This is a genomic window from Paramixta manurensis (assembly GCF_013285385.1).
Lineage (GTDB): Bacteria > Pseudomonadota > Gammaproteobacteria > Enterobacterales > Enterobacteriaceae > Paramixta > Paramixta manurensis.
Genome location: NZ_CP054212.1, coordinates 4,094,189 through 4,119,587 on the forward strand (window position 1 = coordinate 4,094,189; position 25,399 = coordinate 4,119,587).

20 protein-coding genes and 3 tRNA genes are annotated in these 25,399 nt (G+C 53.5%); 5 read left to right on the forward strand and 18 right to left on the reverse strand.

Annotation, left to right across the window (positions count from 1 at the left end; translation table 11 throughout):
* The first annotated feature begins 1 nt into the window (after position 1).
* Positions 2-1,009 (forward strand): S66 family peptidase, encoded by a 1,008-nt coding sequence (locus PMPD1_RS19755; protein WP_173635651.1) that lies wholly within the window; start codon positions 2-4, stop codon positions 1,007-1,009.
* A gap of 41 nt (positions 1,010-1,050) precedes the next feature.
* Here PMPD1_RS19755 and rlmB read toward each other — a convergent pair whose 3' ends face one another.
* From rlmB to nnr, 14 genes are all read right to left on the reverse strand, one after another.
* Positions 1,051-1,785 (reverse strand): 23S rRNA (guanosine(2251)-2'-O)-methyltransferase RlmB, encoded by a 735-nt coding sequence (gene rlmB / locus PMPD1_RS19760; protein ID WP_173635652.1) that lies wholly within the window; start codon positions 1,783-1,785, stop codon positions 1,051-1,053.
* A gap of 19 nt (positions 1,786-1,804) precedes the next feature.
* Positions 1,805-4,246: a ribonuclease R gene (rnr, locus tag PMPD1_RS19765; RefSeq protein WP_173635653.1), complete on the reverse strand. Its 2,442-nt coding sequence runs from the start codon at positions 4,244-4,246 to the stop codon at positions 1,805-1,807.
* A gap of 16 nt (positions 4,247-4,262) precedes the next feature.
* Positions 4,263-4,703 (reverse strand): nitric oxide-sensing transcriptional repressor NsrR, encoded by a 441-nt coding sequence (gene nsrR, locus PMPD1_RS19770; protein WP_173635654.1) that lies wholly within the window; start codon positions 4,701-4,703, stop codon positions 4,263-4,265.
* A 188-nt stretch (positions 4,704-4,891) separates the two neighbouring features.
* Complete coding sequence (locus PMPD1_RS19775; protein WP_173635655.1) at positions 4,892-6,190, reverse strand: adenylosuccinate synthase; 1,299 nt, start codon at positions 6,188-6,190, stop codon at positions 4,892-4,894.
* A gap of 154 nt (positions 6,191-6,344) precedes the next feature.
* Positions 6,345-6,545 (reverse strand): DUF2065 family protein, encoded by a 201-nt coding sequence (locus tag PMPD1_RS19780; RefSeq protein WP_173635656.1) that lies wholly within the window; start codon positions 6,543-6,545, stop codon positions 6,345-6,347.
* A 62-nt stretch (positions 6,546-6,607) separates the two neighbouring features.
* Positions 6,608-7,612, reverse strand: a complete 1,005-nt coding sequence (gene hflC / locus PMPD1_RS19785; RefSeq protein ID WP_173635657.1) for a protease modulator HflC — start codon at positions 7,610-7,612, stop codon at positions 6,608-6,610.
* 3 nt (positions 7,613-7,615) lie between these two features.
* Positions 7,616-8,872 (reverse strand): FtsH protease activity modulator HflK, encoded by a 1,257-nt coding sequence (hflK, locus tag PMPD1_RS19790; RefSeq protein WP_173635658.1) that lies wholly within the window; start codon positions 8,870-8,872, stop codon positions 7,616-7,618.
* 124 nt (positions 8,873-8,996) lie between these two features.
* The gene (hflX, locus tag PMPD1_RS19795) at positions 8,997-10,283 is read right to left on the reverse strand and encodes a ribosome rescue GTPase HflX (RefSeq protein ID WP_173635659.1); all 1,287 of its coding nucleotides are present in this window, start codon (positions 10,281-10,283) and stop codon (positions 8,997-8,999) included.
* A gap of 80 nt (positions 10,284-10,363) precedes the next feature.
* Positions 10,364-10,675: an RNA chaperone Hfq gene (gene hfq / locus PMPD1_RS19800; RefSeq protein WP_173635660.1), complete on the reverse strand. Its 312-nt coding sequence runs from the start codon at positions 10,673-10,675 to the stop codon at positions 10,364-10,366.
* Between the two features lie 103 nt (positions 10,676-10,778).
* Positions 10,779-11,729 (reverse strand): tRNA (adenosine(37)-N6)-dimethylallyltransferase MiaA, encoded by a 951-nt coding sequence (miaA, locus tag PMPD1_RS19805; RefSeq protein ID WP_173635661.1) that lies wholly within the window; start codon positions 11,727-11,729, stop codon positions 10,779-10,781.
* The gene (gene mutL, locus PMPD1_RS19810) at positions 11,722-13,557 is read right to left on the reverse strand and encodes a DNA mismatch repair endonuclease MutL (RefSeq protein ID WP_173635662.1); all 1,836 of its coding nucleotides are present in this window, start codon (positions 13,555-13,557) and stop codon (positions 11,722-11,724) included. Before mutL ends, miaA begins: the two co-directional genes overlap by 8 nt.
* 12 nt (positions 13,558-13,569) lie before the next feature.
* Positions 13,570-15,261: an N-acetylmuramoyl-L-alanine amidase AmiB gene (gene amiB / locus PMPD1_RS19815; RefSeq protein WP_173635663.1), complete on the reverse strand. Its 1,692-nt coding sequence runs from the start codon at positions 15,259-15,261 to the stop codon at positions 13,570-13,572.
* Positions 15,258-15,734: a tRNA (adenosine(37)-N6)-threonylcarbamoyltransferase complex ATPase subunit type 1 TsaE gene (gene tsaE / locus PMPD1_RS19820; RefSeq protein WP_173635664.1), complete on the reverse strand. Its 477-nt coding sequence runs from the start codon at positions 15,732-15,734 to the stop codon at positions 15,258-15,260. The genes amiB and tsaE overlap by 4 nt, the downstream gene beginning before the upstream one ends.
* On the reverse strand, positions 15,731-17,254 hold the full coding sequence (gene nnr, locus PMPD1_RS19825) for a bifunctional ADP-dependent NAD(P)H-hydrate dehydratase/NAD(P)H-hydrate epimerase (protein WP_173635665.1): 1,524 nt from the start codon (positions 17,252-17,254) through the stop codon (positions 15,731-15,733). The genes tsaE and nnr overlap by 4 nt, the downstream gene beginning before the upstream one ends.
* On the opposite strand from nnr, the gene queG reads away from it, so the two are divergent.
* Positions 17,253-18,392, forward strand: coding sequence for a tRNA epoxyqueuosine(34) reductase QueG (gene queG / locus PMPD1_RS19830; protein WP_173635666.1), 1,140 nt, complete (start codon positions 17,253-17,255; stop codon positions 18,390-18,392). The two genes, nnr and queG, sit on opposite strands and share 2 nt — an antisense overlap.
* A 305-nt stretch (positions 18,393-18,697) precedes the next feature.
* Here the strand turns inward: queG and PMPD1_RS19835 are convergent.
* From PMPD1_RS19835 to orn, 4 genes are all read right to left on the reverse strand, one after another.
* A tRNA-Gly gene (locus PMPD1_RS19835) sits at positions 18,698-18,773 on the reverse strand.
* 87 nt (positions 18,774-18,860) lie between these two features.
* Positions 18,861-18,936 (reverse strand) — tRNA-Gly (locus PMPD1_RS19840).
* Positions 18,937-19,024: 88 nt separating this feature from the next.
* A tRNA-Gly gene (locus tag PMPD1_RS19845) sits at positions 19,025-19,100 on the reverse strand.
* A 190-nt stretch (positions 19,101-19,290) separates the two neighbouring features.
* Positions 19,291-19,836 (reverse strand): oligoribonuclease, encoded by a 546-nt coding sequence (orn, locus tag PMPD1_RS19850; RefSeq protein WP_173635667.1) that lies wholly within the window; start codon positions 19,834-19,836, stop codon positions 19,291-19,293.
* Between the two features lie 94 nt (positions 19,837-19,930).
* On the opposite strand from orn, the gene rsgA reads away from it, so the two are divergent.
* The 3 genes from rsgA (at position 19,931) to mscM (ending at position 25,394) form a co-directional block, all read left to right on the forward strand.
* Entirely contained in the window at positions 19,931-20,998 is a 1,068-nt protein-coding gene (gene rsgA / locus PMPD1_RS19855; RefSeq protein ID WP_173635668.1) for a small ribosomal subunit biogenesis GTPase RsgA, read from the forward strand.
* 160 nt (positions 20,999-21,158) lie between these two features.
* Positions 21,159-22,067 (forward strand): archaetidylserine decarboxylase, encoded by a 909-nt coding sequence (gene asd, locus PMPD1_RS19860; RefSeq protein ID WP_173635669.1) that lies wholly within the window; start codon positions 21,159-21,161, stop codon positions 22,065-22,067.
* A gap of 3 nt (positions 22,068-22,070) precedes the next feature.
* On the forward strand, positions 22,071-25,394 hold the full coding sequence (mscM, locus tag PMPD1_RS19865) for a miniconductance mechanosensitive channel MscM (protein ID WP_173635670.1): 3,324 nt from the start codon (positions 22,071-22,073) through the stop codon (positions 25,392-25,394).
* Positions 25,395-25,399 lie beyond the last annotated feature (5 nt).

Here is a 25,399-nt window from a genome sequence, read left to right on the forward strand (position 1 = left end):
AATGACGATACGTTGTGCCCCACCACTGCAACCTGGCGATACCATCGCCCTATTTTCCCCCTCGTCACCCGCCACCGCTTTCGCCCCCAATCGATATACCCGCGCCAAACACTTTATTCACGCGCAGGGTTATCAAATTAAAGAAGGGAAATTAACCGGGAAAAGCGCGGGCTGGCGTTCAGGAACCATTAAACAGCGCGCCGATGAGTTCAACCAACTACTGCACGATCCGAATGTTAGATGCATTATGTCGACCATCGGTGGTAACAATACCAATGCGATACTGCCTTATATTGACTACCAACAGTTAGTAGCCGATCCCAAAATAATCGTTGGCTATTCAGACGTCACCGCCTTGCTACTGGCTATTTATCAAAAAACCGGATTAATCACTTTTTATGGCCCGGCGATGGTGGCGTCTTTTGGCGAGCTGCCGCCGCTGGTCGATTGGACTTACGATTATTTTTCATCCCTCGTTAACGGGAAAGCGACACCGCCTTTCCCGTTGGAGACTCCCCAACAATGGGCAGAGGAACGGCTTGATTGGGAAACGCAGTCACGCGCCAAAACATTGCTGCCAAATACTTGTCGCTTTTACGGAGCGGGAAAGGTTACCGGACGGCTGATCGGCGGCAATCTCAATACGCTCTATGGGATTTGGGGCTCAGAATATATGCCAGAAATTGTAGCCGGCGATATTCTGCTGATTGAAGACAGTTTGAAAGATGTCGCAGAGCTGGAAAGGGAATATGCCCACCTGGCTCTCTGTGGTGTGTTTGACAAAGTTTCTGCCATTATTCTCGGCAAGCATGAATTGTTTGATGACTTGGCAAGCGGGCAAACGCAACTGGAGACGTTACGCGAAGTGTTGGATGGCAGGAATATCCCTATCGTCGCGGATTATGACTGCGGCCATACGCATCCAATGATAACGCTGCCGTTGGGCGTAACCGCTGAGATTGATTTTACCGCCGAGCGTGTTTCATTAATCTCACCCTGGCTGGCGTAGAACGTTACCGGTTCAGGTCAAACCAACCTGAACCGGTCGCCTTACAATCCGCGCTGCCTGACGGCCTCAAACAAGCAGATACCCGTCGCCACCGACACATTCAGTGAGGAGACGCTGCCAGCCATTGGAATGCTGATTAGCTCATCACAGTGTTCACGGGTCAACCGACGCATCCCTTCCCCTTCTGCGCCCATCACCAGCGCCATCGGGCCGGTCATTTTGCTGTGGTAAAGGTCATGATCGGCCTCGCCTGCGGTCCCGACGATCCAGACATTGGCTTCTTGCAACAGACGCATAGTGCGCGCCAGATTGGTCACCCGAATCAGCGGCACGTTTTCCGCCGCGCCGCTGGCGACTTTTTTCGCCGTGGCGTTCAACTGCGCGGAACGATCACGCGGGACAATCACCGCATGCACGCCCGCGGCATCAGCGCTGCGCAGGCAAGCACCCAAGTTATGCGGATCGGTGACGCCATCCAGGATCAGCAGAAAAGGCTGCTCCACGCTGGTCAACAGATCTGGCAGATCGTTTTCCTGGTACTGACGGCCTGGTTTCACGCGCGCGACGATCCCTTGATGCACCGCGCCCTCTACTTTGCTATCCAGCCATTGCCGATTCGCAACCTGGATCACGATCCCTTGCGCCTCCAGTGCCGCTATCAGCGGTTGCAGGCGACGATCGTCGCGCCCTTTGAGGATAAACACCTCTAAGAAACGTTGCGGATCGCGCTCTAACAGCGCCTTAACGGCATGGATACCAAAAATAATTTCACTCATGTTTTAACCCAATGATTATCTATGCCGTAGTGTCTTTTTTCTTCTTCGTTGCGCGTTTGGCTTTGGTTGCCGCGGCGATTTTACGGGTTTTCTCCGAGACTTTTTTGGCTTTTTTCTCTTTTTTTACCGCCGGCGCGTTTGCGCCGCTGCGGAATGCCGCGTCCGGTTCAAAATTGGCTTTTTTTCCGGCGTCGCGGCGACGTTTACCGGCATTTTTCGCTGGCCCTTTTTTCGTCCGTTCACGCTCAGTTTTACCGGCACCGCGCGGTTTACGCTGGCTTGAGATTAACGCAAAATCAATTTTACGCTCATCCATATGCACGGCATCGACCCGCACTTCTACCGTATCGCCAAGACGATAAGTATGCCCGCCCGATTCACCAATCAAACGCTGCCCCACCGCATCAAAACGATAGTAATCGTTATCCAGCGTGGAAACATGCACCAGCCCGTCGATAAACAGATCGTTCAAACGGACAAAGAAACCGAAGCCGGTTACGCTAGAAATCACCCCGGTAAAGGTATTACCGACCTGGTCCTGCATAAAATCGCACTTCAGCCAATCTGCCACATCACGCGTTGCTTCATCGGCACGGCGCTCCGCCATTGAGCAGTGCTGGCCCAATTGCAGCATCTGATTGAGCTCGTAATGGTAGCCACCGGTTGCGGTTCCATTACCGGTTAGCGTGCCTTGCTCTTTTGCCAACAAATACTTAATGGCACGATGCAGCAGCAAATCCGGATAGCGACGAATCGGCGAAGTAAAATGCGCATAGGATGCCAGCGCCAGGCCAAAGTGCCCGCGGTTCTCCGGGTCGTAAACCGCCTGTTTCATGGAACGCAGCAGCATGGTTTGCAGCATCTCGTGATCGGGACGATCGGCAATTTGTTCCAGTAACGCCGCGTAATCAATTGGCTGCGGCTTACTCCCGCCCGGTAACGTAAGGCCAAGTTCATTCAGCACCGAGCGGAAACTGGTAATGCTATCGTCGCTTGGGCGATCATGATCGCGGAACAGGGCCGGCTCGTTGTTTTTCTCGACAAAACGCGCCGAGGCAATGTTTGCCAGAATCATGCACTCTTCAATTAGCTTATGCGCGTCATTACGTACCGTTTGTTCTACGCGTTCAATACGGCGTTCAGCGTTAAAAATAAATTTCGCTTCTTCGGTTTCGAAAGAGATACCGCCACGCTGTTCGCGCGCCTGTTCCAGCACCTGATACATTCGGTGTAACTCTTCCAGATCCTTCACCAACGGACGATACTGTTCACGCAGTTCTTCGTTGCCCTGCAGGATGTTCCATACCTTGGTATAAGTCAGCCGCGCATGGGAATTCATCACCGCTTCATAGTGCTTATAACCGGTTAATTTACCGCCGGAGGAAATGGTCATCTCACAGACCATACACAACCTATCAACCTGCGGATTCAAAGAACATAAACCGTTTGATAACACTTCCGGTAGCATCGGTACCACCTGCGACGGAAAGTAGACCGAAGTACCGCGATTATGCGCTTCGTTATCCAGCGCGGTGCCGGGGCGGACATAATAGCTAACGTCAGCAATCGCGACCCATAGACGCCAGCCGCCACCGCGTTTCTTCTCGCAGTAAACCGCATCATCAAAGTCGCGAGCGTCTTCACCATCAATGGTGACCAACGGCAGTTTACGTAGATCCACCCGCCCCTGCTTCGCCGCTTCCGGCACCTCTTCGCTAAGCTTCGCTATCTGTTTTTCTACTTCTGGTGGCCAAACATGCGGTATCTCATGGGTACGCAATGCCATGTCCACCGCCAACCCGGTGCCCATATTGTCGCCAAGCACCTCGGTCACTTTACCAATCGCTTTGGTACGGCGGGTTGGGCGCTGAGTCAATTCAACCACCACCACCGAGCCCATACGCGCGCCCATCACCGCTTCTGGCGGGATCAGGATGTCAAAACTCAGACGGCTATCGTCAGGCACCACAAACCCGACGCCCGCGTCGGTAAAATAACGCCCGACGATTTGGCTATTCCGCGGCTCCAGCACGCGAACGACACGCGCCTCGCGGCGGCCCCGACGATCGGCACCCATCGGTTGAGCAAGAATCACATCGCCATGCATACACAGTTTCATCTGCTCGGCTGAAAGGTAAAGATCATCTTTCTGCCCTTCGATGCGCAAGAAACCATAGCCATCGCGGTGGCCAATCACTTTGCCGCGCAGTAAATCAAGGCGTTCAGGTAGGGCATAACATTGACGGCGGGTAAATACTAATTGACCGTCGCGCTCCATGGCCCGCAAACGACGGCGTAGCGCTTCCAGTTGTTCTTCGCCGCTAATCGCCAGCTCATTTGCCAGCTCTTCGCGACTGGCAGGTTTTTCGCGTTTATCTAAGTGAGCCAGGATAAATTCCCGGCTGGGAATCGGGTTTTCGTATTTTTCAGCTTCTCGTTCCTGAAAAGGATCTTTTGACATAGCGGTTCCTCCGTTGTCATCTGCCGTTGCGCACGGGGCTATCAATCAGCAGTAAGGTATAAAGCGGATGGTTATCTTCCACCAGGTCGGCGAGGGTATAGTTATCGAGTTCCTGAAGAAAATGTTGTATGGCCTTGCTTAACGCTATTTTCAGACGACAGGCAGGCGTAATCGAACATTGGTCACAATTAACCAGTTGCAGCGGTTCCATATCACGAACCACTTGGCCCACTATGATTTCTTCCGCCGGTTTTCCAAGGCGGATACCGCCATTTTTTCCGCGCACCGCAGCGATATACCCGAGGCGGCTTAGTTGGTTAATAATTTTCACCATATGATTACGCGATACGCCATAGGTTTCAGTGACCTCGGTAATACTGGTCATTTTCCCGGCGGGTAGTGACGCCATATAGATCAGCGCGCGTAAGCCATAATCGGTAAAACTTGTCAGCTGCACATTAACCTCAGGTGAATATCCGGAGCATTTCATCCGCTTAGATGAATGTTATTGGTAATGATGATAAACCAGCCAGCCTGGCTGGGGGGATTTTTTTCAATCGGCAATCGGTTTGAAGCAGGAAAGGCGGGTTTGGCGAGATAACAGCGCGGATAAACAAAGGCCGGACAATTTCCGGCCAACGATGTTTACGCGTCAAACGGGTCGCGTAAGATCATGGTTTCACTACGGTCCGGCCCGGTAGAAATAATATCGACCGGTACACCCGTGACTTCCTCTACTCGCTTAATATAATCACGCGCAGCCTGCGGCAAACCCTCCAGCGTTTTCACGCCAAAAGTACTTTCACTCCAGCCCGGCAGGGTTTCATAAATTGGCTCAATGCCTTCCCATCCTTCTGCCGCCAGCGGCGTGGTGGTGACTTCACGACCATCCGGCATGCGATAGGCGACACAGATTTTAACTTCTTGCAGACCGTCCAACACATCTAACTTGGTCATGCAAAAACCGGATAAGGAGTTGATTTGCACCGCACGGCGGACCGCTACGGCATCCAGCCAGCCAGTACGACGACGACGCCCGGTGGTTGCGCCAAACTCGTTACCTTTCGAGCATAAGAACTCGCCGGTTTCATCAAACAACTCGGTCGGGAACGGCCCTGCGCCAACGCGGGTTGAGTAAGCCTTCACAATACCCAACACATAGTCAACATAACGCGGCCCTAAACCTGAACCGGTCGCCACGCCACCCGCGGTGGTGTTAGAGGAGGTCACGTACGGATAAGTCCCATGGTCGATATCCAGCAACGTTCCTTGCGCACCTTCGAACATCACCAGATCACCACGCTTACGCGCGCCGTCCAGCAGGTCCGAAACATCAACCACCATCCCGATCAGGATATCTGCGATATCCATAACGTCTTTGAGTACGGTATCGTAATCCACCGCCTCTTCTTTGTAGTAGTGCACCAACTGAAAGTTGTAGAAATCCACAATCTCTTTCAGCTTAACGGCGAAAGTCTCTTTATTAAACAAATCCCCTACGCGCAGACCGCGACGGGCGACTTTATCTTCATAAGCCGGGCCAATGCCACGACCCGTGGTGCCGATGGCTTTCGCGCCGCGCGCTTTTTCACGCGCCAAATCCATTGCGACATGATATTGCAGGATCAACGGGCAAGCTTCAGAGAGCAACAAACGTTCACGTACCGGGATACCACGCTCTTCCAACCCCGTCATTTCTTTCATCAGCGCTGCCGGAGACAGCACCACACCGTTACCGATGATACTGATGACGTTTTCACGCAGGATACCTGAAGGAATTAAGTGGAGGACGGTTTTTTCACCGTTGATAACTAGCGTATGGCCCGCATTGTGGCCACCTTGATAGCGCACAACGTATTTAGCGCGCTCAGTCAGAAGGTCAACAATCTTACCTTTACCTTCGTCACCCCATTGGGTGCCCAGTACGACGACGTTCTTACCCATTTCTCAAAATCACCGATTGCTTAAAAATGGATTCTACCATCGTCATTTGTGTCTTTCAGCACTTTTAGCGTACGTTTGCCGAGTTTTTTTGCTGTTTTAAGCAGCGCCGGAACCTCGGTCTGGTCGGCAGAAAGTGCCGCATGCCATATATTCCCTAACTGCCGCTATGCGCACTCAACATGTAGTAAATCACCACCCCGGCGACCACCAGACCGCCGCCAAAACGGTGAAGTAACTTATCCGGCAGTTGCGCCATCGAAAGGATCATTCGACGCCAGATACGCGGCAATAGCATCGGCCCTAAGCCTTCAAGCACTAACACTAATGCCAACGCCATCAAGATGGTTGTATTCATTAAATTATCCAACAAAAAAGGGCCGGAATGATTTCCGGCCCAGTAAGCGTGATACCTGTCCCTTAACGCGAAGCGTTAGTCGGCGTTTTCATATAGCGGAAAAAATCGCTATCCGGGCTTAATACCATCACATCCTGACCAGATTTGAAGCTGTTCTCGTAGGCACGCAGACTACGAATGAATGCATAGAAATCCGGATCTTGGCTAAAGGCATCGGCAAACAGTTTGGCAGATTCCGCATCGCCTTCACCGCGCGTAATCAACGCCTGACGCTGAGCCTCCGCCAGGGTACGGGTTACTTCGTAATCCGCTGAGGCGCGCAGTTTTTCCGCTTCCTCCTGCCCCTGAGAACGCTGGCTACGGGCCACCGCTTCACGCTCAGCGCGCATACGATTATAAATCGCATCCGACACTTCAGTTGGCAGGTTGATCTGCTTAATCCGCACATCCACGACCTGAATACCTAATGCCGCCATGCTGTTTGGATTTGGCGCCGGTTCGCTACTGTTGGTTTCACGCTCAACACGTGCCGCTGCGCTGGCGATAGCATCATCCGCTGCCGGTGTTTCCACTTCGTCGTCACGACCGGCGCTACCGGTATTCAATGCATCGCGAACATCGGTCGTTAAACGACCGCGCGAATCGGTCACAATATCCTTCACATCCAAACGGCCAATTTCAGAACGCAGACGGTCACTGAATTTGCGTTTCAGCAGCACTTCTGCCTGAGAAACATCGCCGCCGCCGGTCGCCAAATAATAACGACTAAAATCGCTGATACGCCATTTGATATACGAATCCACGATCAGGTCTTTTTTCTCTTTGGTGACAAAGCGATCGGCCTGGTTATCCATAGTTTGGATACGGGCATCCAGTGTCTTCACCGACTCCAGAAAAGGGATTTTGAAGTGCAGGCCTGGCGCATACACTAACGGCTTATTTTCATCGTCGCGCAGCACTTTACCGAAACGCAGCACAATTCCACGCTGCCCTTCTTGCACCACAAATAACGACGTGTAAAGCCCCACCAGCACCACAATTAATAATACGATTAATGGCTTACGCATCGTTTACTCTCTCCCTTCGCGCTGAGTGTCATTGCGCTGAGCATTCGCCCGACGCTGGTCCATAATGTCATCCGGACTGAATGACGAACTACTGCTGGCGTTAGAGTTGCTGGCGGAAGACGGCGGTAAACGCATTAAGTCATCATTCCCGCTATTATCCTGCGCATTGCGCGCGGAAGCCGTCGGTTTACTGCTACGCAGCAACTGATCCAGCGGCAATACCATCAGATTGTTACTCTTATCATTAACCAGGACTTTACGTGTATGGCTCAACACGCGCTCCATGGTTTCGATATACAGACGCTCACGGGTAATTTCCGGCGCGGCTTTATATTCAGGCAGGATTTTGGCGAAACGCGCAACCTCACCTTGCGCTTCCAGCACCGTGCGGGCTTTATACGCACGGCTCTCTTCCAAAATACGCTGGGCCTGACCGTTAGCACGTGGCTGGACTTCGTTAGCGTAGGCTTCCGCTTCGCGCACGTACTGCTCGCGGTTTTCTCGCGCGGCAATCGCGTCATCAAAGGCGGCTTTTACCTCTTCCGGCGGCCGGGCAGCCTGGAAGTTGACGTCCAGCACGGTAATCCCCATATCATACGGACGGATGGTGCTTTCAATCTCACGCTGGGTTTCGCTACGAATAACGGTACGCCCTTCGGTTAAAATACGATCCATGCTGGAGCGACCAATGACACCGCGCAACGCGCTGTCGGTGGCCTGGCTCAGACTATCGTCGGCGCTGGTCACGGCAAACAAGTAGCGTGCCGGATCGGTCACGCGGTACTGCACGTTCATTTCGACACGCACCACGTTCTCATCCGAAGTCAGCATCACACCGCTGGCGGCTAATTCGCGCACCGCTTCAACGTTCACCGCACGAACTCTATCAATGAAAGTCGGCTTCCAGTTCAGACCAGGCTCAACCAAATGGCTAAATTTCCCAAAGCGGGTTACCACGCCGCGCTCGGCCTCTTTAATGGTGTAAAAACCGCTCGCTGCCCAAATTACTACCGCAGCAACCACCACAATACCTGCCAGTTTGCCACCGGTGCCGGATGAGCGCTGACCGCCATTGTTATCGTTATTCTTGCCACCGCCCAGTCCGCCAAGTTTTTTACTCAGCTTACGGAAGATATCATCAAGATCCGGAGGTCCCTGATCACGGCCTCCTTTATTTCCCCCAGAGTTGCCGCCTTGATTATTGCTGCTTCCCCACGGGTCGCGGTCCTGTCCGTTCTTGCCGGGCTGATTCCACGCCATGTTTATACTCCATTAATTGTGTGTGCGGTGGTATCCCACGCCGGGATACACGTTCAGGCAACATCAGTCAAACTACCCCGTACCTCTCCAGGCTGCAGCAATATTGTTTATGCCGCACCCCAAATTATTTCGGGTAGATATAATCCACCAGCGCCGGTTCCTGTTTACACAAACGGCGCCAGTCAACAACCGGCATACGCACGTGTAACCCTACGCTGCCATCTTCTTCATTCCACTCTTGCTCTATCGCCTGAAGCTGATAAAAACGGCTGCGAAGCCGCCCCGCTTCAGGCGGTAGACGTAAATCATACTGCGCAATTTCGCCCGCTAAACGTTCGGTTAATGCCTGGTATAACAGCGACACACCGAGACCAGTTTGTGCAGAAAGCCAGACGCGAACCGGCAAATTTTCATCATTGCGATCAATACGCGGCTCAAACCCTTCCAACATATCAATCTTATTCATCACCAACAGCGTCGGAATCTCATCGGCCTCGATCTCTTCCAACACGCTATCTACCGCTTCGATATTTTCATCAACGCGCAGATCGGCGGCATCAATCACATGCAATAGCAGCGTTGCTTGCCGCGTTTCTTGTAACGTGGCTTTAAACGCCGCCACTAAATCATGCGGCAAGTGACGGATAAAACCGACCGTATCGGCCAACACCACTTCCCCCACATCCGCCACATCCAGACGACGTAGCGTGGGGTCAAGAGTTGCAAACAGTTGGTCAGCCGCATAAACATCCGCAGCGGTAATACAGTTAAACAGCGTGGATTTACCGGCGTTGGTATAACCAACCAGCGATACCGTAGGGACATCAGCCTTAGCTCGCGCCTGCCGTCCCTGATCGCGCTGTTTTTCAACGCGCTCCAGGCGGGAAAGAATTTGGCTGATACGGTTACGCAGTAAGCGGCGATCCGTTTCAAGCTGCGTTTCGCCGGGGCCGCGTAAACCAATACCGCCTTTTTGACGTTCCAGGTGCGTCCATCCGCGCACCAGGCGCGTAGCAAGATGGCGCAACTGTGCCAGCTCGACCTGTAATTTACCCTCGTGGGTACGGGCGCGCTGAGCGAAAATATCAAGGATAAGTCCGGTGCGATCAATCACCCGGCACTCGCACAGACGCTCAAGATTACGCTCTTGAGCCGGGGTTAAGGCGTGATCAAATAACACCACCGATGCGCCGCTGGATTTTACCGCATCGGCAATTTCAACTGCCTTTCCTTCACCGACAAAATATTTGGGATGTGGCGCTTTGCGGCTTCCTGTGACTACGCGCAGCGCTTCGACGCCAGCGGATGAGACCAGCGCTTCAAACTCTTGCAGGTCTTCCGTATCTTTGTCTTGCGAGAAATAGATGTGTACCAGTACGGCCTGCTCACCGGCATCATAACGGTCAAACAAGCTTCAACCTCTCTAAAATAGACACCATAACGAGGAAAAAGCAGTTGCTATCCCTCGTTATGGCTGTGCGGTCATGGCGCTTATTCAGCGTTATCACCGTCTTGTTGCGGCTGCGATGACGCTGCCGGGTTAGTACCGCCGTGATGATAGTTATTGCTACCGCCACCCGCATTATTGCTATGGTGGGAGACAGGACGGGACGGAACCACGGTCGAGATCGCGTGCTTATACACCATCTGGCTAACCGTGTTTTTCAACAAAATGACAAACTGATCGAAAGACTCAATCTGACCCTGCAGTTTGATACCATTCACCAAATAAATCGAAACCGGAACACGTTCACGACGCAGCGCGTTCAAGAACGGATCTTGTAATGATTGCCCCTTAGCCATTCTATCTTTTCCTTATATGCTTGTTGTTTATTACTTAAGAACCCTGCGGCTCTGAAATACAGCGTAAAAAATTTGCGCACGATAACGGATCAATTGTACACAATCACCCATGCTTCGCACTAAGAACCTGTAATACCGCATCACGCGCTAAATCAGGACGTTCGGCGTCAAGCCAGTGAACATTCTGCCAACCGCGTAACCAGGTAATCTGGCGTTTAGCAAGCTGCCGGGTCGCGCAAATTCCTCGATAAACCATTTCATCGTAATCAATCTCGCCGGACAAATATGACCACATCTGGCGATAACCAACACAGCGAATGGAAGGCAAATCCGTATGCAAATCACCCCGAGCAAACAGGCTCCGGGCCTCCGTTTCAAAACCTGACGCTAACATTTGTTCAAAACGAAGCGCAATGCGCTGATGTAACAGTTCACGACTCGCCGGAGCGATAGCAAATTGGTACACCTCGTAGGGCAGTGCTTCGCCCGAAGTTTTAGTCAGTTCTGTTAAAGTTTTACCTGAAATGAAAAAAACTTCCAGTGCTCGCGAAAGTCTCTGCGGATCATTCGGATGAATACGACTCCCCGCAGTGGGATCTATTTCACATAACTGACGGTGAAGCGCTTCCCACCCCTTTTCAGACGCCATTTGCTCAATACGCTGACGCACCTGTGGATCGGCCGAGGGCAACGGCGACAACCCTTCAAGTAACGCCTTGTAGTAGAGCATCGTTCCACCAACAAGCAACGGAATTCGCCCTGAACGGGTGATTTCCGCCATTTCTGCCAACGCATCCCGTCGAAACTCCGCCGCTGAATAAGCTTCAGAAGGATCGCGGATGTCCAGCAAACGATGGGGAGCCTGCGCTAACTCCTGTGCAGAGGGTTTAGCGGTGCCAATATCCATTCCCCGATAAATGAGGGCGGAATCAACACTTATCAACTCAACCGGCAAAATTTTACGCAACGCAATCGCCAACGCGGTTTTACCGGAGGCCGTCGGCCCCATCAAGAAAATTGCCTTAGGCCGGCTCGCCGTCGTACTTTCACTCATGCTTCAGGGCGCCCAACGCCATCTCAATATCAATCGGTTGCAACAGACCGGAAGGCGGCATTTTCAACAACTGCGGACAAAGGCGTTCAACCTCCGCCAGCACTGTGATCGCCTGCGAGTGACTCCAACGCGGATGCTGAACTGCCGTATGGCACGCCAGCCACTGTGCTAGCTGGGTTGGCGAGACATCCTGCTGCCGGGCGAGATAGCCTAACAGTTCTGGAATCAAGATTTGTAAATTTTGTTGGCGCAATGGTAAAGGAACCGCGCGTAACGTCACATGCTGAGCATCTGCCTGTACATCAATGCCCATTAACGCCAGTAGATCCGCATAGCGATTGATCGCTTCGCGTTCTGACTTTTCAATTTTTAGCCGTACCGGGATTAATAGCGGCTGCGGCTTCAATCCATCGTTACCGGGCACCAGTTGCGCCTGCATTAACCAACGTTCCGCGACCGGGAGCGCCAACAGCGCCAACCCCTCTCCTCGCTCCAGCACCGCATAATGTTCATGCACCACGGTCAACACCCGACCAAAGCTTTGCGTATGGCCGCGTAACGGCGCTTCCTGCGGCATAGCGGGCTTTGGCGGTGCCTCTTTCTTTACCGACGGCAACTCGCGCTCGCGCGCTGGCGAGGGCGGCGTTTGCAGCAGTTGTTGATAAACCGCGCCTTCCCGCTTCTGATAACCGGTGTCCTGACGTGACCAGCCCGCCGTACCGCCTGAAGCTTTCACCGCCGGGGCCGAGAACTGGTTACTGCCCGCCGCCTGGCGGTTCTCCGGTTGCCAGCGAGGCGCCGACATCGTAGTTAACGGCAGGCTTTCTTTACCGCTCTCTTGTAACACGCTCACCACGCCCTGATAGATAAAATCATGCACCAGCCGCGACTGGTGAAAACGGACTTCATGTTTAGCCGGATGCACATTCACATCCACTTGATGCGGATCGATCTCAAGGTAGAGCACATAGGCCGGTTGCTGTTCATCGCCCAACTTATCCTGATAAGCCTGGCGGATAGCATGGTTGATCAGCTTGTCGCGCATCATGCGCCCATTGACGTAGCAGCATTGCAGGTCATTCACCTGGCGAGAACCCGCCGGATCGGCCACCCAACCACGCAAGGTCAAATCGCCATGTTGCCACTCAATCGCTAACGCATGCTCCATAAACGGGGTGCCACATATCGCTCCCAGGCGACGCAGACGCTGATTTTCATCGGTCGCGCCGCGATACTGACGCACCAGTTTGCCGTTGTGAGTGAGTGAAATCGCTACATCAAAACGCGCCAGCGCAATGCGCCGAATCACTTCATCAATATGGGTAAATTCGGTTTTTTCAGTGCGCATAAATTTGCGGCGCGCGGGGGTATTGTAAAACAGATCCAGCACCTCTAGCGTGGTACCGGTCGGATGCGCGGCGGGTTTTACCGTTACCGCCATCTCACGCCCTTCGGCGTAAGCTTGCCAGGCTTCACTCTGTTCGGCAGTGCGCGAAGTGAGGGTTAAACGCGAGACAGAACTAATACTGGCCAACGCCTCACCGCGAAAGCCAAGGCTCATGATCGCTTCAAGATCGTCAAGCGAAGCGATTTTACTGGTTGCATGACGCGCCAGCGCCATGGCCAATTCGTCTTTCTGAATACCACAACCGTTGTCGCGGATACGAATCAGCTTAGCGCCGCCCTTTTCGATATCAATCTCTATTCGCGTCGCGCCTGCGTCAAGGCTGTTTTCCACCAGTTCTTTCACTACCGACGCCGGACGCTCAACCACCTCGCCAGCGGCGATCTGGTTAGCTAACTGTGGCGGCAAAACCTGAATGGGCATGAGTGAATTTCCTCACGATGCCGGGATTTTCAGGGTTTGTCCCAACATCACATTAGACGATTTCATATTATTGGCCTGCATAATCGCTTTCGGGCTGACGCCATAGTGCGCGGCGATGGCGGTTAAAGAATCGCCGCGCACCACTTTATGCCGGGCCGGACGTTTTGCCGCGCTGGCGGTACTACTGGCACTGGCGCTGGCCGGCACCTTGAGCCGTTGCCCTACCCAGACGCCCGGCTTCTTCAGCTTATTGAGCGAAACCAGCGTGTTCACCGAAACGCCATATTTGGCGGCAATGCCGGAGAGCGTTTCTCCACGGGCCACTACGTGACGCTGGGTAGCGCCACTATAAGTGGAGGCTGCCGGAGCATCGTGGGTAATTGGGTTAACCGCCGCCGTGGACTCGAGCGGTCGGTTTTCCTCCTTTGGGACAGATTGTAACGGATGCGCCAGGAAGTAGTTACGCAGTCCTTTATAAATCGACTGGGCAATCTTCTCCTGATACGCGCTGCTGCCGAGCAGCCGCTCCTCCGAAGGGTTACTGATAAAACCGGTTTCCACCAACAGCGAGGGAATATCCGGCGAGCGCAAGACGCCCAGGCTGGCATGTTCAGGCAAGCGTTTATGTAGTGCGCCAACAATTTGAAGCTGTTGAATAACTTTGACCGCCACATCATAGCCCACACGCTGCGAGTGACCGAACTGTAAATCCAATACCGCCTGGCTCAGGTAAGGATCGGCCTGGCTGTTAGCCAGCAAATCACCGGCGCCGCCCAGCAGTTCAGACTGTTTCTCATGCTGCTCCAGCCAGTTAGCCATTTCGCTATTAGCCCGCCGGTTAGATAACACCCATACCGAGGCGCCGCGCGCGCTACGGTTAGGCGCCGCATCGGCGTGAATCGAAACCAGTACGTTGGCATTCTGCTTACGCGCCACTTCAGAACGCCCCATTACCGAAATAAAATAGTCGCCGTCACGCGTCAGTACGCCTTTGAACATCGGGTCATTATTCAGCAGCGTTTTAAGCTTCCGGGCGATGGCGATAGTGACGTTCTTCTCTTTCAGCCCATTCATTCCGCTCGCGCCGGGATCTTGACCGCCGTGTCCGGCATCAACCGCCACAATGACGGTATCCGTCGAGGTCGTCACTCGCCCGCCCGGCGCAACGCGCGTATTACCGCTACTGACCGAGGTAACTTGGTTAGCATCAAACGGATTACGAGCCGGTGCGGAAGAGGTAGACGCCGTGGAAGAGGAGGTAACCGGATTGCGCGTTACGGTTGATGACCGCGAGGTAGTGGTGCGTTGCGCCGTCTGCGTGCCGGTGATGGTAAACACCACCTGATAATTGTTGCCGTTACGCTGCGTCGAGGCGCGGGTTTTCCCCGGCTGCGTCAACTCGAACACCAGGCGAATACTCTGGCTATCTTTCGGCTGGCTATTGCGGATACGCTTCACCATATTATTGCCATTAAACGTCAATGGCAGCCCCTGAATGACCCCGGATTGGCGAATATCCAATACCACGCGCTCCGGGTTATGGAGGGGAAAGAAACCATAAATCGGCTGGCCGCTAAAACTCAGTGTCACCGTGGCTTTACTGTCGCCATTAGCCACTTTGATATCCGACAAATTTGCCGCGAAAGCAGAACTGGAAACCAGACAAAGCGCCACTAACAGCCATGTTTTAAACCGCGCAATCATGAACTTTCCTTGTTAGCATTAAGTTGCTGCAACATATCCGCTCCTGCCGGGGAAAGCGCTTCAATCTCCGCCTGCCGTGCATGACCAACATAGCTAAGCGTTAAAGCCAGATCGGGCGGCGGCAACATGCCGGCCCCTTTTTGCGGCCACTCAACCAGACACAACGCCTCGCCGGAAAAGTAATCCCGAATCCCCATAAACTCCAGTTCTTCCGGGTCCGCCAAGCGATACAGGTCGAAATGATAAACCTGATGCCTTGCCAGTTGGTAAGGTTCCACCAAAGTATACGTTGGGCTTTTCACGTTGCCATCATGGCCCAGCGCCTGTAAAAAACCGCGGCTGAAAGTGGTTTTTCCCGCGCCTAAATCGCCATAAAGATAAATGACCGCCGCGCGGCTGCAAACGCGGGCCAGTTGGGCGCCCAATGCCAGAGTGGCCTGCTCATCAATTAATGCGATAACACTGGTTTTCATGCTTTATTATTCGACATCTCAGGATTAACAAATAGATATAGGTTGGAAAACAGATCGGTCGCCAGCATACCACGGGTGCCATAACGTGCAGCAACCGCATCGGCCGTTGCGCCGTGAATCACACAGCCCGCGCAGGCAGCATCATACAGCGAGAGCTTCTGACCTAACAGCCCGCCGATAATGCCGGACAGCACATCGCCCATGCCGCCCGACGCCATACCGGCATTACCGACATCTGCAAAAGCCATTTCATCCGCCTGACTGGCAATAATGGTTCCCGCGCCCTTCAGTACCACCACGCCGCCATAGCGTTTCACCAAGCGTCGGGCTGCATGTAAGCGGTCACTTTCAATTTCAGCGGTTTTAACATTAAGCAAGCGTGCCGCTTCACCAGGATGTGGTGTAATAACGCGATTTTGACGTTTATCCGGGCTGATTGCCAGCAGGTTAAGCGCATCCGCATCCCAAAGCATCGGTTTCTGCGCATTTTCGACACTTTTCAGCGCCTTCTTACTCCAGTCGGTCTGCCCTAAGCCCGGCCCGACCACAATAACATCCGCCCATTCAATCCCATCACGCACCGTCTGCGTAGTGAGCTCCTGCACCATCAACTCTGGGCGCGCCGTAAGTAAAGGGCCAATATTGTCTTTGTGAGTGAGTACTCGCACTAAACCAGCGCCAGTGCGTAATGCAGCTTCGGCGGCCATCCGAATCGCGCCTGCGGTACCATGATCGCCACCAATGACCACCAGACGACCATGATCGCCTTTATGCGCGGTCGGCTTACGCGGTTTCAACCAGCGGCCAAGCGCAGCCGCATCGAAACGCGCCATCGGCGCGGTTTGCCCATTGAGCCAACTTTCCAGCCCAAGAGCATGGTAATGAAGCTGTCCCACCACATCACGCGCTTTGCCGGTAATTAAGCCGGGTTTTAAGGCAATAAATGTCAGCGTATGCGCTGCGTTAACCACCTCGCCGGGAGTGGTGCCATTCGACGCCACTAACCCGGAGGGGATATCCACCGCAAACACCGGCGCGGCGTGCTGATTTGCCAACTGGATTAACGGGGCATATGGCGCCTTCGGCGGACGATTTAAACCGGTTCCCAGCAGCGCATCAATAATAACGTCGACATGTTCGGGCCAGGCAGCATCAGCAGCGTGAATGACACCACCAGCCTCCAGCCAGCTATCGCGAGCGGTTTGTGCCTCTTCCGGCAGCGGTTTACTCCCTTCGCAGGCCAACAGCGTCACCTCAAATCCGGCGGCCTGCGCCAGCCGCGCTATGACATAACCATCACCGCCATTATTTCCGTGACCACACAGAATGAGCCAGTGCCGCGCTTCCGGCCAAAGCTGGCGTACCTGCTCAAACGCTGCGCCGCCCGCACGTAACATCAGCTCATACAACGTGATGCCAAGACTATCCGCGCCCTCATTTTCTAACTGACTCAGCGCCTCCGCAGGCCAGACAGAGTGTGGTAAACTATGCAGGTTTTCTCTCTCTTTATGGTCAGTCATGTCACACCCTCTCGATCTCAATCAACTTGCTCTGGATATAAAACAGTGGGGATTGTCGCTCGGCTTCCAGCAGGTCGGTATCAGCGATACCGATTTAAGCGCTGAAGAGCCGCGTCTCCAGGCATGGCTAGATAAACAATACCACGGCGAGATGGAATGGATGGTGCGCCACGGGATGATGCGTGCCCGCCCTCACGAACTGCAACCGGGCACCTTACGCGTCATCAGCGTTCGTATGAACTATCTGCCGGCGAAAGCCGCATTTGCCAGCACATTAAAAAATCCTCATCTCGGCTACGTCAGCCGCTATGCCCTTGGCCGCGACTACCACAAAGTATTGCGCAATCGCCTGAAAAAGCTTGGCGATATGATTCGAGAACGTTGCACCACCGTCAACTATCGCCCCTTTGTCGACTCGGCGCCGGTGCTTGAACGACCGTTGGCGGTCAAGGCCGGGCTGGGTTGGACCGGTAAACACTCTTTAGTGCTCAATCGCGAGGCGGGTTCGTGGTTTTTTCTCGGTGAGCTACTGATCGACCTGCCGTTGCCGACCGATCAGCCGCAGGCAGAACAGTGCGGGCGCTGTGTCGCGTGTATCACCACGTGCCCAACCGGCGCAATTGTGGAGCCCTACGTTGTTGATGCCCGACGCTGCATTTCCTATCTCACTATTGAGCTGGAAGGCGCTATCCCGACAGAGTTTCGCCCGCTGATTGGCAACCGAATTTATGGCTGCGATGACTGCCAACTCATTTGTCCATGGAACCGCTTTGGTCAATTAACCGATGAAGATGACTTTAGTCCACGCGCGGTACTGCATGCGCCGCCGTTGACCACGCTTTTCGCCTGGGATGAACCCACTTTTTTGCGCGTCACCGAAGGTTCAGCTATCCGTCGCATCGGGCATCTACGCTGGTTACGTAATGTGGCGGTCGCGCTGGGCAATGCGCCATGGAGCCAAGAAAATATTCTGGCGCTTGAACAGCGACAGGGCCAGCACCCGATGTTGGATGAACATATTGAGTGGGCTATTGCGCAACAAAAACTGAAGCGTCAGGCTAATGCGCTCGAGGTTCAGCGCCCGCAGCAAAAACGACTGGTGCGCGCCATTGAAAAGGGTTTACCGCGCGATGCCTAACCGCCCACTGTCCGATCAATCAGACACAAATGACTTTTCCACACGTTGTGAATAAAAATAAAAAATCGTTGTCATTCAAGTGTCATAGAAAGCACAAGTGATCTGCCTAACAAATTGAAATAATATTATAACTATAAGAATCATGGAGTTATAAAAAATCTGTAACAAGGCATGCTTTCGAATGAGAACGGTTATCCGGTATTCATCTGTGGATAAGTCTGTTCAAAAGTTTTTGATGAGGCGGCGAACAAGCGCAGCGTAAGAGCAAACCAGTGTGGATAAAGTAAAAATGAGAAGGGTAAATTTGGAGCGGGAAACGAGACTCGAACTCGCGACCCCGACCTTGGCAAGGTCGTGCTCTACCAACTGAGCTATTCCCGCATAATCGTTGTCTTTCAGGCTACCAGCGTACGGCGTCCTGAAATTCATTGACCAAGATGGCCTGTGCTTAACAGCACGTTCAAATTTTGGAGCGGGAAACGAGACTCGAACTCGCGACCCCGACCTTGGCAAGGTCGTGCTCTACCAACTGAGCTATTCCCGCATAACCATTACCTTGCAAGCTACCACGGAGCGGCAACCTGAAACGCGTTGATTAGGATGGCCGGTACTTAACAGCACCGTTTAAACTTTGGAGCGGGAAACGAGACTCGAACTCGCGACCCCGACCTTGGCAAGGTCGTGCTCTACCAACTGAGCTATTCCCGCTCTACAATACCGACAAATTTCTTCACCGGTACGGGGTGCGCATTATACGAGAATTCCGCGCCTCCGCAAGCCTCACAAAGCAAAATTTTACGCTTTTGGCGCGATTGCTGATTAAAGCGTCAGAATGGCGATTTAATCAACATTGCGCCGTGAGCGGCGACCGTGCCGCTCTCCCATGACGGCTTTCAGGTTAGCATTGAATAAAGTGTTCGCGGTAATAGGCTAACTCAGCCACTGACTCACGAATATCATCCAACGCCTGATGGCTTCCCTGTTTTTTGAAGCCCGACAAAATTTCCGGCTTCCAACGCCGCGCCAACTCCTTCAACGTACTGACATCCAGATAGCGATAATGGAAATAGGCCTCTAGCTCAGGCATATATTTAAACAGGAAGCGGCGATCTTGCCCGATACTGTTGCCGCAGATCGGCGAAGTATTGGCAGGAACCCACTGCTGTAAAAAAGCGATAGTCGCCTGCTCTGCCGCGCGGTCATCATGCTGGCTCGCCTTTACCCGCTCCACTAAACCGCTGGCGGTATGGGTGCGGACATTCCAGTCATCCATCAGCGCCAATTGCGCATCGGACTGATGTACCGCTAGCACCGGCCCCTCAGCCAGAATATTTAAATTCGCATCGGTGACCAAGGTGGCAATTTCAATAATGCGATCGCGCTCCGGGTCGAGGCCGGTCATTTCAAGGTCGATCCAAATCAGATTGTTTTCATTTCCCGTCATGGTTTATCCCGTCGTTAACTGCGTCATCGAATTAAGGTGTATCATAGACGTTTTGCCCGGCGAGGCGAAACGGTCCGAATACTGGTGAGGTAGAGTGAGTAAAAATAAACTGTCCAAAGGTCAGCAACGTCGCGTTAGCGCTAACCATCAACGACGCCTGAAACGACACGAAGAGAAGCCGGAACCGGATGATAGCCTGTTCGGCGAGGCGCGTGATGGCGTAGTGATTAGCCGTTTCGGTATGCATGCCGACGTCGAAGATACGGACGGTTCAGTACACCGCTGCAATATTCGCCGCACCATTCGCTCGCTGGTTACCGGCGATCGCGTAGTCTGGCGTCCGGGGCAAGAAGGCGGCGCGACGGTGAAAGGGATCGTGGAGGCGGTGCATCAGCGTACCTCGGTATTGACGCGCCCCGACTTTTACGATGGCGTGAAACCGATAGCCGCCAATATCGATCAGATCGTTATCGTCTCGGCTATCTTGCCTGAACTCTCGCTCAATATTATTGACCGCTATCTGGTCGCCAGCGAAACCCTTGATGTTGAGCCTTTATTAGTGCTCAACAAAACCGATCTGTTGGATGCCGAGGCCCGGGCGTTTGTTGAAGAGCAGATGGAGATTTATCGCCATATCGGTTACCGGGTACTGATGGTTTCCAGCTATGAGAAAGCCGGGCTAAAACAGTTAGAAGCAGCCTTAACCGGGCGGGTTAGTATTTTCGCCGGTCAATCCGGCGTGGGTAAATCCAGCTTGTTGAACGCCCTGCTCGGCCTCGATTTGGGCGAAAATGAAATTCTCACCAATGATGTTTCCGATGGCTCCGGCTTGGGCCAACACACCACCACCGCCGCTCGCCTTTATCACTTTCCGCATGGGGGCGACGTGATTGATTCGCCGGGCGTGCGCGAATTTGGCCTCTGGCATCTGGACCCCGAGCAAATTACGCAAGGTTTTGTCGAATTCCGTGCATTTTTAGGCGCCTGTAAATTCCGCGACTGTAAGCATGATACCGATCCCGGTTGCGCAATTCGCGAAGCGGTAGAAAATGGCATTATTGATGCTTCCCGCTTTGAGAACTACCATCGGATTTTGGAAAGTATGTCGCAGGTAAAACTGCGTAAAAACTTTGGCACAGACGAAGAGTCATACCCTAAATAACGCGAGTGGCTCGAAGCCAGCAATACACTGGCAACTTGCAGTATGACCGGTATATAACCGACAATCAGCGCTGGCGGACGCCGTAGCCTAATCGTTTCGGCGCTGGTACAATTCGCCCCCTTTTTCTTCAACGTCGTGTGATTAAGCCAGGAGGCTAAACGTGTTGGATCGTATAAAACTCGGCCTGAATTATCTGCTCCCAAAAAAATGGCTAACCGAATTAGCCGGATGGGGCGCCAGTAAACGTGCGGGATGGCTGACTAAAGCCGTGATCGACGTGTTTGTCTGGTTCTATAAGGTCGACATGTCCGAAGCGCAAAAACCGGACACCGCGACCTATCGCACCTTTAACGACTTTTTCGTACGTCCCCTGCGCGATGACGCGCGCCCCATCGAAACCGATCCCAACTTACTGGTGTTGCCTGCTGACGGCGCCATCAGCCAACTCGGTCATATCGAGGGTGACAGCATTTTTCAGGCCAAAGGCCATACTTATTCGTTAGAAGCATTGCTGGCGGGTAATTATCAAATGGCTGGACAATTCCGCAACGGCGAGTTTGTTACCACTTACCTCGCTCCACGCGATTATCATCGGGTGCATATGCCGTGCAATGGCATCCTGCGTGAAATGATCTACGTACCGGGTGACCTGTATTCAGTGAATCCCCTCACCGCGCAGAATGTTCCCAATCTGTTTGCACGTAATGAGCGCGTGATTTGTTACTTCGAGACTGAATTTGGCCCGATGGCTCAGATCCTGGTCGGCGCCACCATTGTTGGCAGCATCGAAACCGTCTGGTCAGGTACCGTCACGCCGCCGCGTGACGGCGTGATTAAGCGCTGGACGTGGCCCGGCGCTGATGATGAAGGCGCAGTGGCGCTGCTGAAAGGTCAGGAGATGGGTCGCTTTAAACTGGGTTCGACGGTGATCAACCTGTTCGCCCCTGGCAAAGTGAAGTTGGCTGAAAGCCTGGAAGCGGAAAGTAAAACTCGCCTTGGTCAACCGTTGGCCATTGCACAGGCGCCTGTCGTCGAGGCGGCAACGCCCGTTTCTCTCCAGCCAGAGTAACGCATGATGCGCCTGCTCCTCTCTTTGCTACTGAGCGGCTGTTTATGCTTGCCGGTAATGGCCGCCAGCGCCCCGGACGCCGCGCAGGTTAGACAAGAGCTGGAACAGGCGAAATCGACCAAAAGCACGCCAGCTCAGGCCGAACTGGTGCAAACGCTGGAATCCGCGCTGAATTTCCTTGATGAACGTCAGGAATCGCTTGAGCGCACCCGGCAATATCAACAAGTCATTGATGACTTTCCGAAACTGGCGCGTGACCTGCGCCAGCAGATCGCCTCCCTTACCGATAGCACCAAACCGGTGCGCAGTAATATGAGCAGCGCCGAGCTGGAACAAGAGATCCTGCAAGTTAGCAGCCAATTACTGGAAGAAGGGCGTCAGGCGCAACAAGAACAAGACCGCGCACGCGAAATTAGCGATTCGCTCTCTCAGCTTCCCCAGCAACAAACCGACGCGCGCCGGGCGATGAGTGAAAGCGACCGGCGCTTGCAGGGGCAACCCGCTGCCGCCTCAACGCCACAAGCACAAGCGCAAATTTATGCGCGTCAGGCGGAATCCGCCGCGCAGAAAGCTCGCGTAGATGAACTCGAACTGGCACAACTCTCGGCCAATAACCGACAAGAGCTGGCGCGTATGCGCGCCGAAGTCCATCAGCGCAAATCGACCCAGTTAGATAATTATCTGCAGGCGTTACGTAACCAACTGAACAATCTGCGCCAACGCGAAGCGGAAATGGCGCTGGAACGCACCGAACAGTTAGCGGAAAACAGCGGTAACTTACCGCCCAATATTACCGAACAGTTCCATGTAAACCGTGAACTTTCCGCTGCGCTCAACCAACAAGCGCAACGAATGGATTTGGTCGCCTCCCAACAACGCCAGGCTACCAATCAAACTATCCAGGTACGCCAGGCACTCAGCACCATTCGCGAACAGTCGCAATGGCTTGGCGCGTCGAACCTATTGGGCGAAGCGCTACGTGCGCAGGTTGCCCGGTTGCCGGACATGCCGAAAACCCAGCAGTTGGACGGCGAAATGGGGCAACTGCGCGTTCAGCGTTTGCACTACGAAGATTTGCTCGGGCGTCAACAACAGTTAAAACAACAACATCAACAAGACGGCCAGCCGCTCACTAACGAACAGTCACGCATTCTGGAAGCTCAACTCAAAACGCAGCGCGAACTATTAGGGTCGCTGATTTCCGGCTGCGACACGTTGATTTTGGAAGTGACCAAACTGAAGGTGGCTAACGGGCAATTAGAGGATGCGTTAAAAGAAATTAAGGACGCCACGCACCGCTATCTGTTTTGGACCGCTGATGTCAGCTCGGTCAGTTTTAGTTATCCGTTGGATGTCGCGCACGATCTGACCCGCTTGCTATCGCTGGATACACTTGGGCAGATGGGCGGTGCGTTAATTATGATGTTTACCAGCCGCGAAACCGTGCTACCTATCCTCGGCGCCGTGCTGTTGGTCGGCCTTAGCATTAGCTCACGCCGTCACTACAACGCATTTATGGAGCGTGCCTCCAGCCGGGTGGGGAAAGTCACGCAAGATCACTTTAGCCTGACGCTACGCACGGTTTTCTGGTCGATCCTCGTCGCATTGCCGCTACCGGTGTTGTGGGCGGCGCTGGGCTATGGCCTGCAACACGCCTGGCCCTACCCGATTGCCGTGGCGATAGGCGACGGGGTTACCGCCACGCTGCCATTATTGTGGGCGTTTATGATTAGCGCAGCTTTCGCGCGTCCTAATGGCTTGTTTGTGGTGCACTTCCGCTGGCCACAGCGGCGCGTGGCGCGCGCTATGCGTTATTACACCCTGAGTATCGGTTTCATTGTCCCGTTAATTATGCTGTTGATTGGCTTTGATAACCTGGAAGACCGCGAATTCTCCGCCACGCTGGGGCGGCTCTGTTTTATCTTGATTTGCGGGGCGCTGAGCCTTGTCACCGTTAGCCTGAAACGCGCCGGTATCCCACTCTATCTGGATAAAGAGGGGAATGGCGAAAATGTGGTTAACCGCATTTTGTGGAATCTGATGATCTGTATTCCATTGATCGCCGCGCTGGCCTCCTGCATCGGCTACCTTGCTACCGCGCAGGCGCTGCTGGCCCGGCTGGAAACCTCGGTGGCGATTTGGTTTCTGCTGCTGGTTATTTACCATATTATTCGCCGCTGGATGCTTATTCAGCGGCGTCGGATCGCGTTTGATCGTGCGCGCCAACGGCGTGCCGATATGTTGGCGCACCGCGCGCGTGGCGAAGAGGAAAACACTAACCAGAGTACCGACAGCGTGGAGATCGATGAACCGGTTATCGATCTGGATGCCATCAGCGCGCAGTCATTACGGCTGGTACGTTCGATCCTGACGCTGATCGCGCTGGTTTCTTTGATCGTGCTGTGGTCGGAGATCCATTCGGCTTTCTCTTTTCTCGAAAATATTACGCTGTGGGATGCCAGCACCACGGTGCAGGGCATTGAGAGTATTCAACCCATCACGCTAGGCTCCTTATTGATTGCGATCCTGGTGTTGATCATTACCACGCAGTTGGTCCGCAATATGCCCGCCCTACTGGAACTGGCGCTGTTACAACATCTGAACCTTACGCCAGGTACCGGTTACGCCATTACGACCATGACCAAATATCTGCTGCTGCTGATTGGCGGCCTGGTCGGTTTCTCTATGATTGGTATCGAATGGGCGAAATTACAGTGGCTAGTGGCGGCACTCGGTGTCGGTGTCGGGATTGGTTTACAGGAGATCTTTGCTAACTTTTTCTCCGGCTTAATTATTCTGTTTGAAAAGCCGATCCGCATTGGCGATACCGTTACCATTCGCGATCTTACCGGTAGTATCACGCGCATCAATACCCGCGCCACCACCATTACCGACTGGGATCGCAAAGAGATCATTGTGCCGAACAAGGCGTTTATCACCGAACAGTTTGTTAACTGGTCGCTGTCTGATTCGGTCACCCGTGTGGTATTGACCATTCCCGCGCCGGTTAGCGTGAATAGTGAAGAGGTGACCAATGTGCTGAAGCAGGCGGCAGAGCGCTGTACTTGGGTGCTGGATACGCCACAGCCGGAGGCGTATCTTGTCGATCTTCAGCAAGGGATACAGTTATTTGAGTTGCGTATTCACGCGGCGGAAATGGGTCACCGGATGCCGTTACGCCACGAATTACATCAGTTGATTCTGCGTGGTTTCCAGGAACATGGCATTGAAATGCCGTTCCCGCCATTCCAGGTGCGGGTCGACACCGTGGAATCCAAAATGGCATCAAACCCAAATCGGCGTATTTTTAAATCCGGCGGCCTGTAACGGCC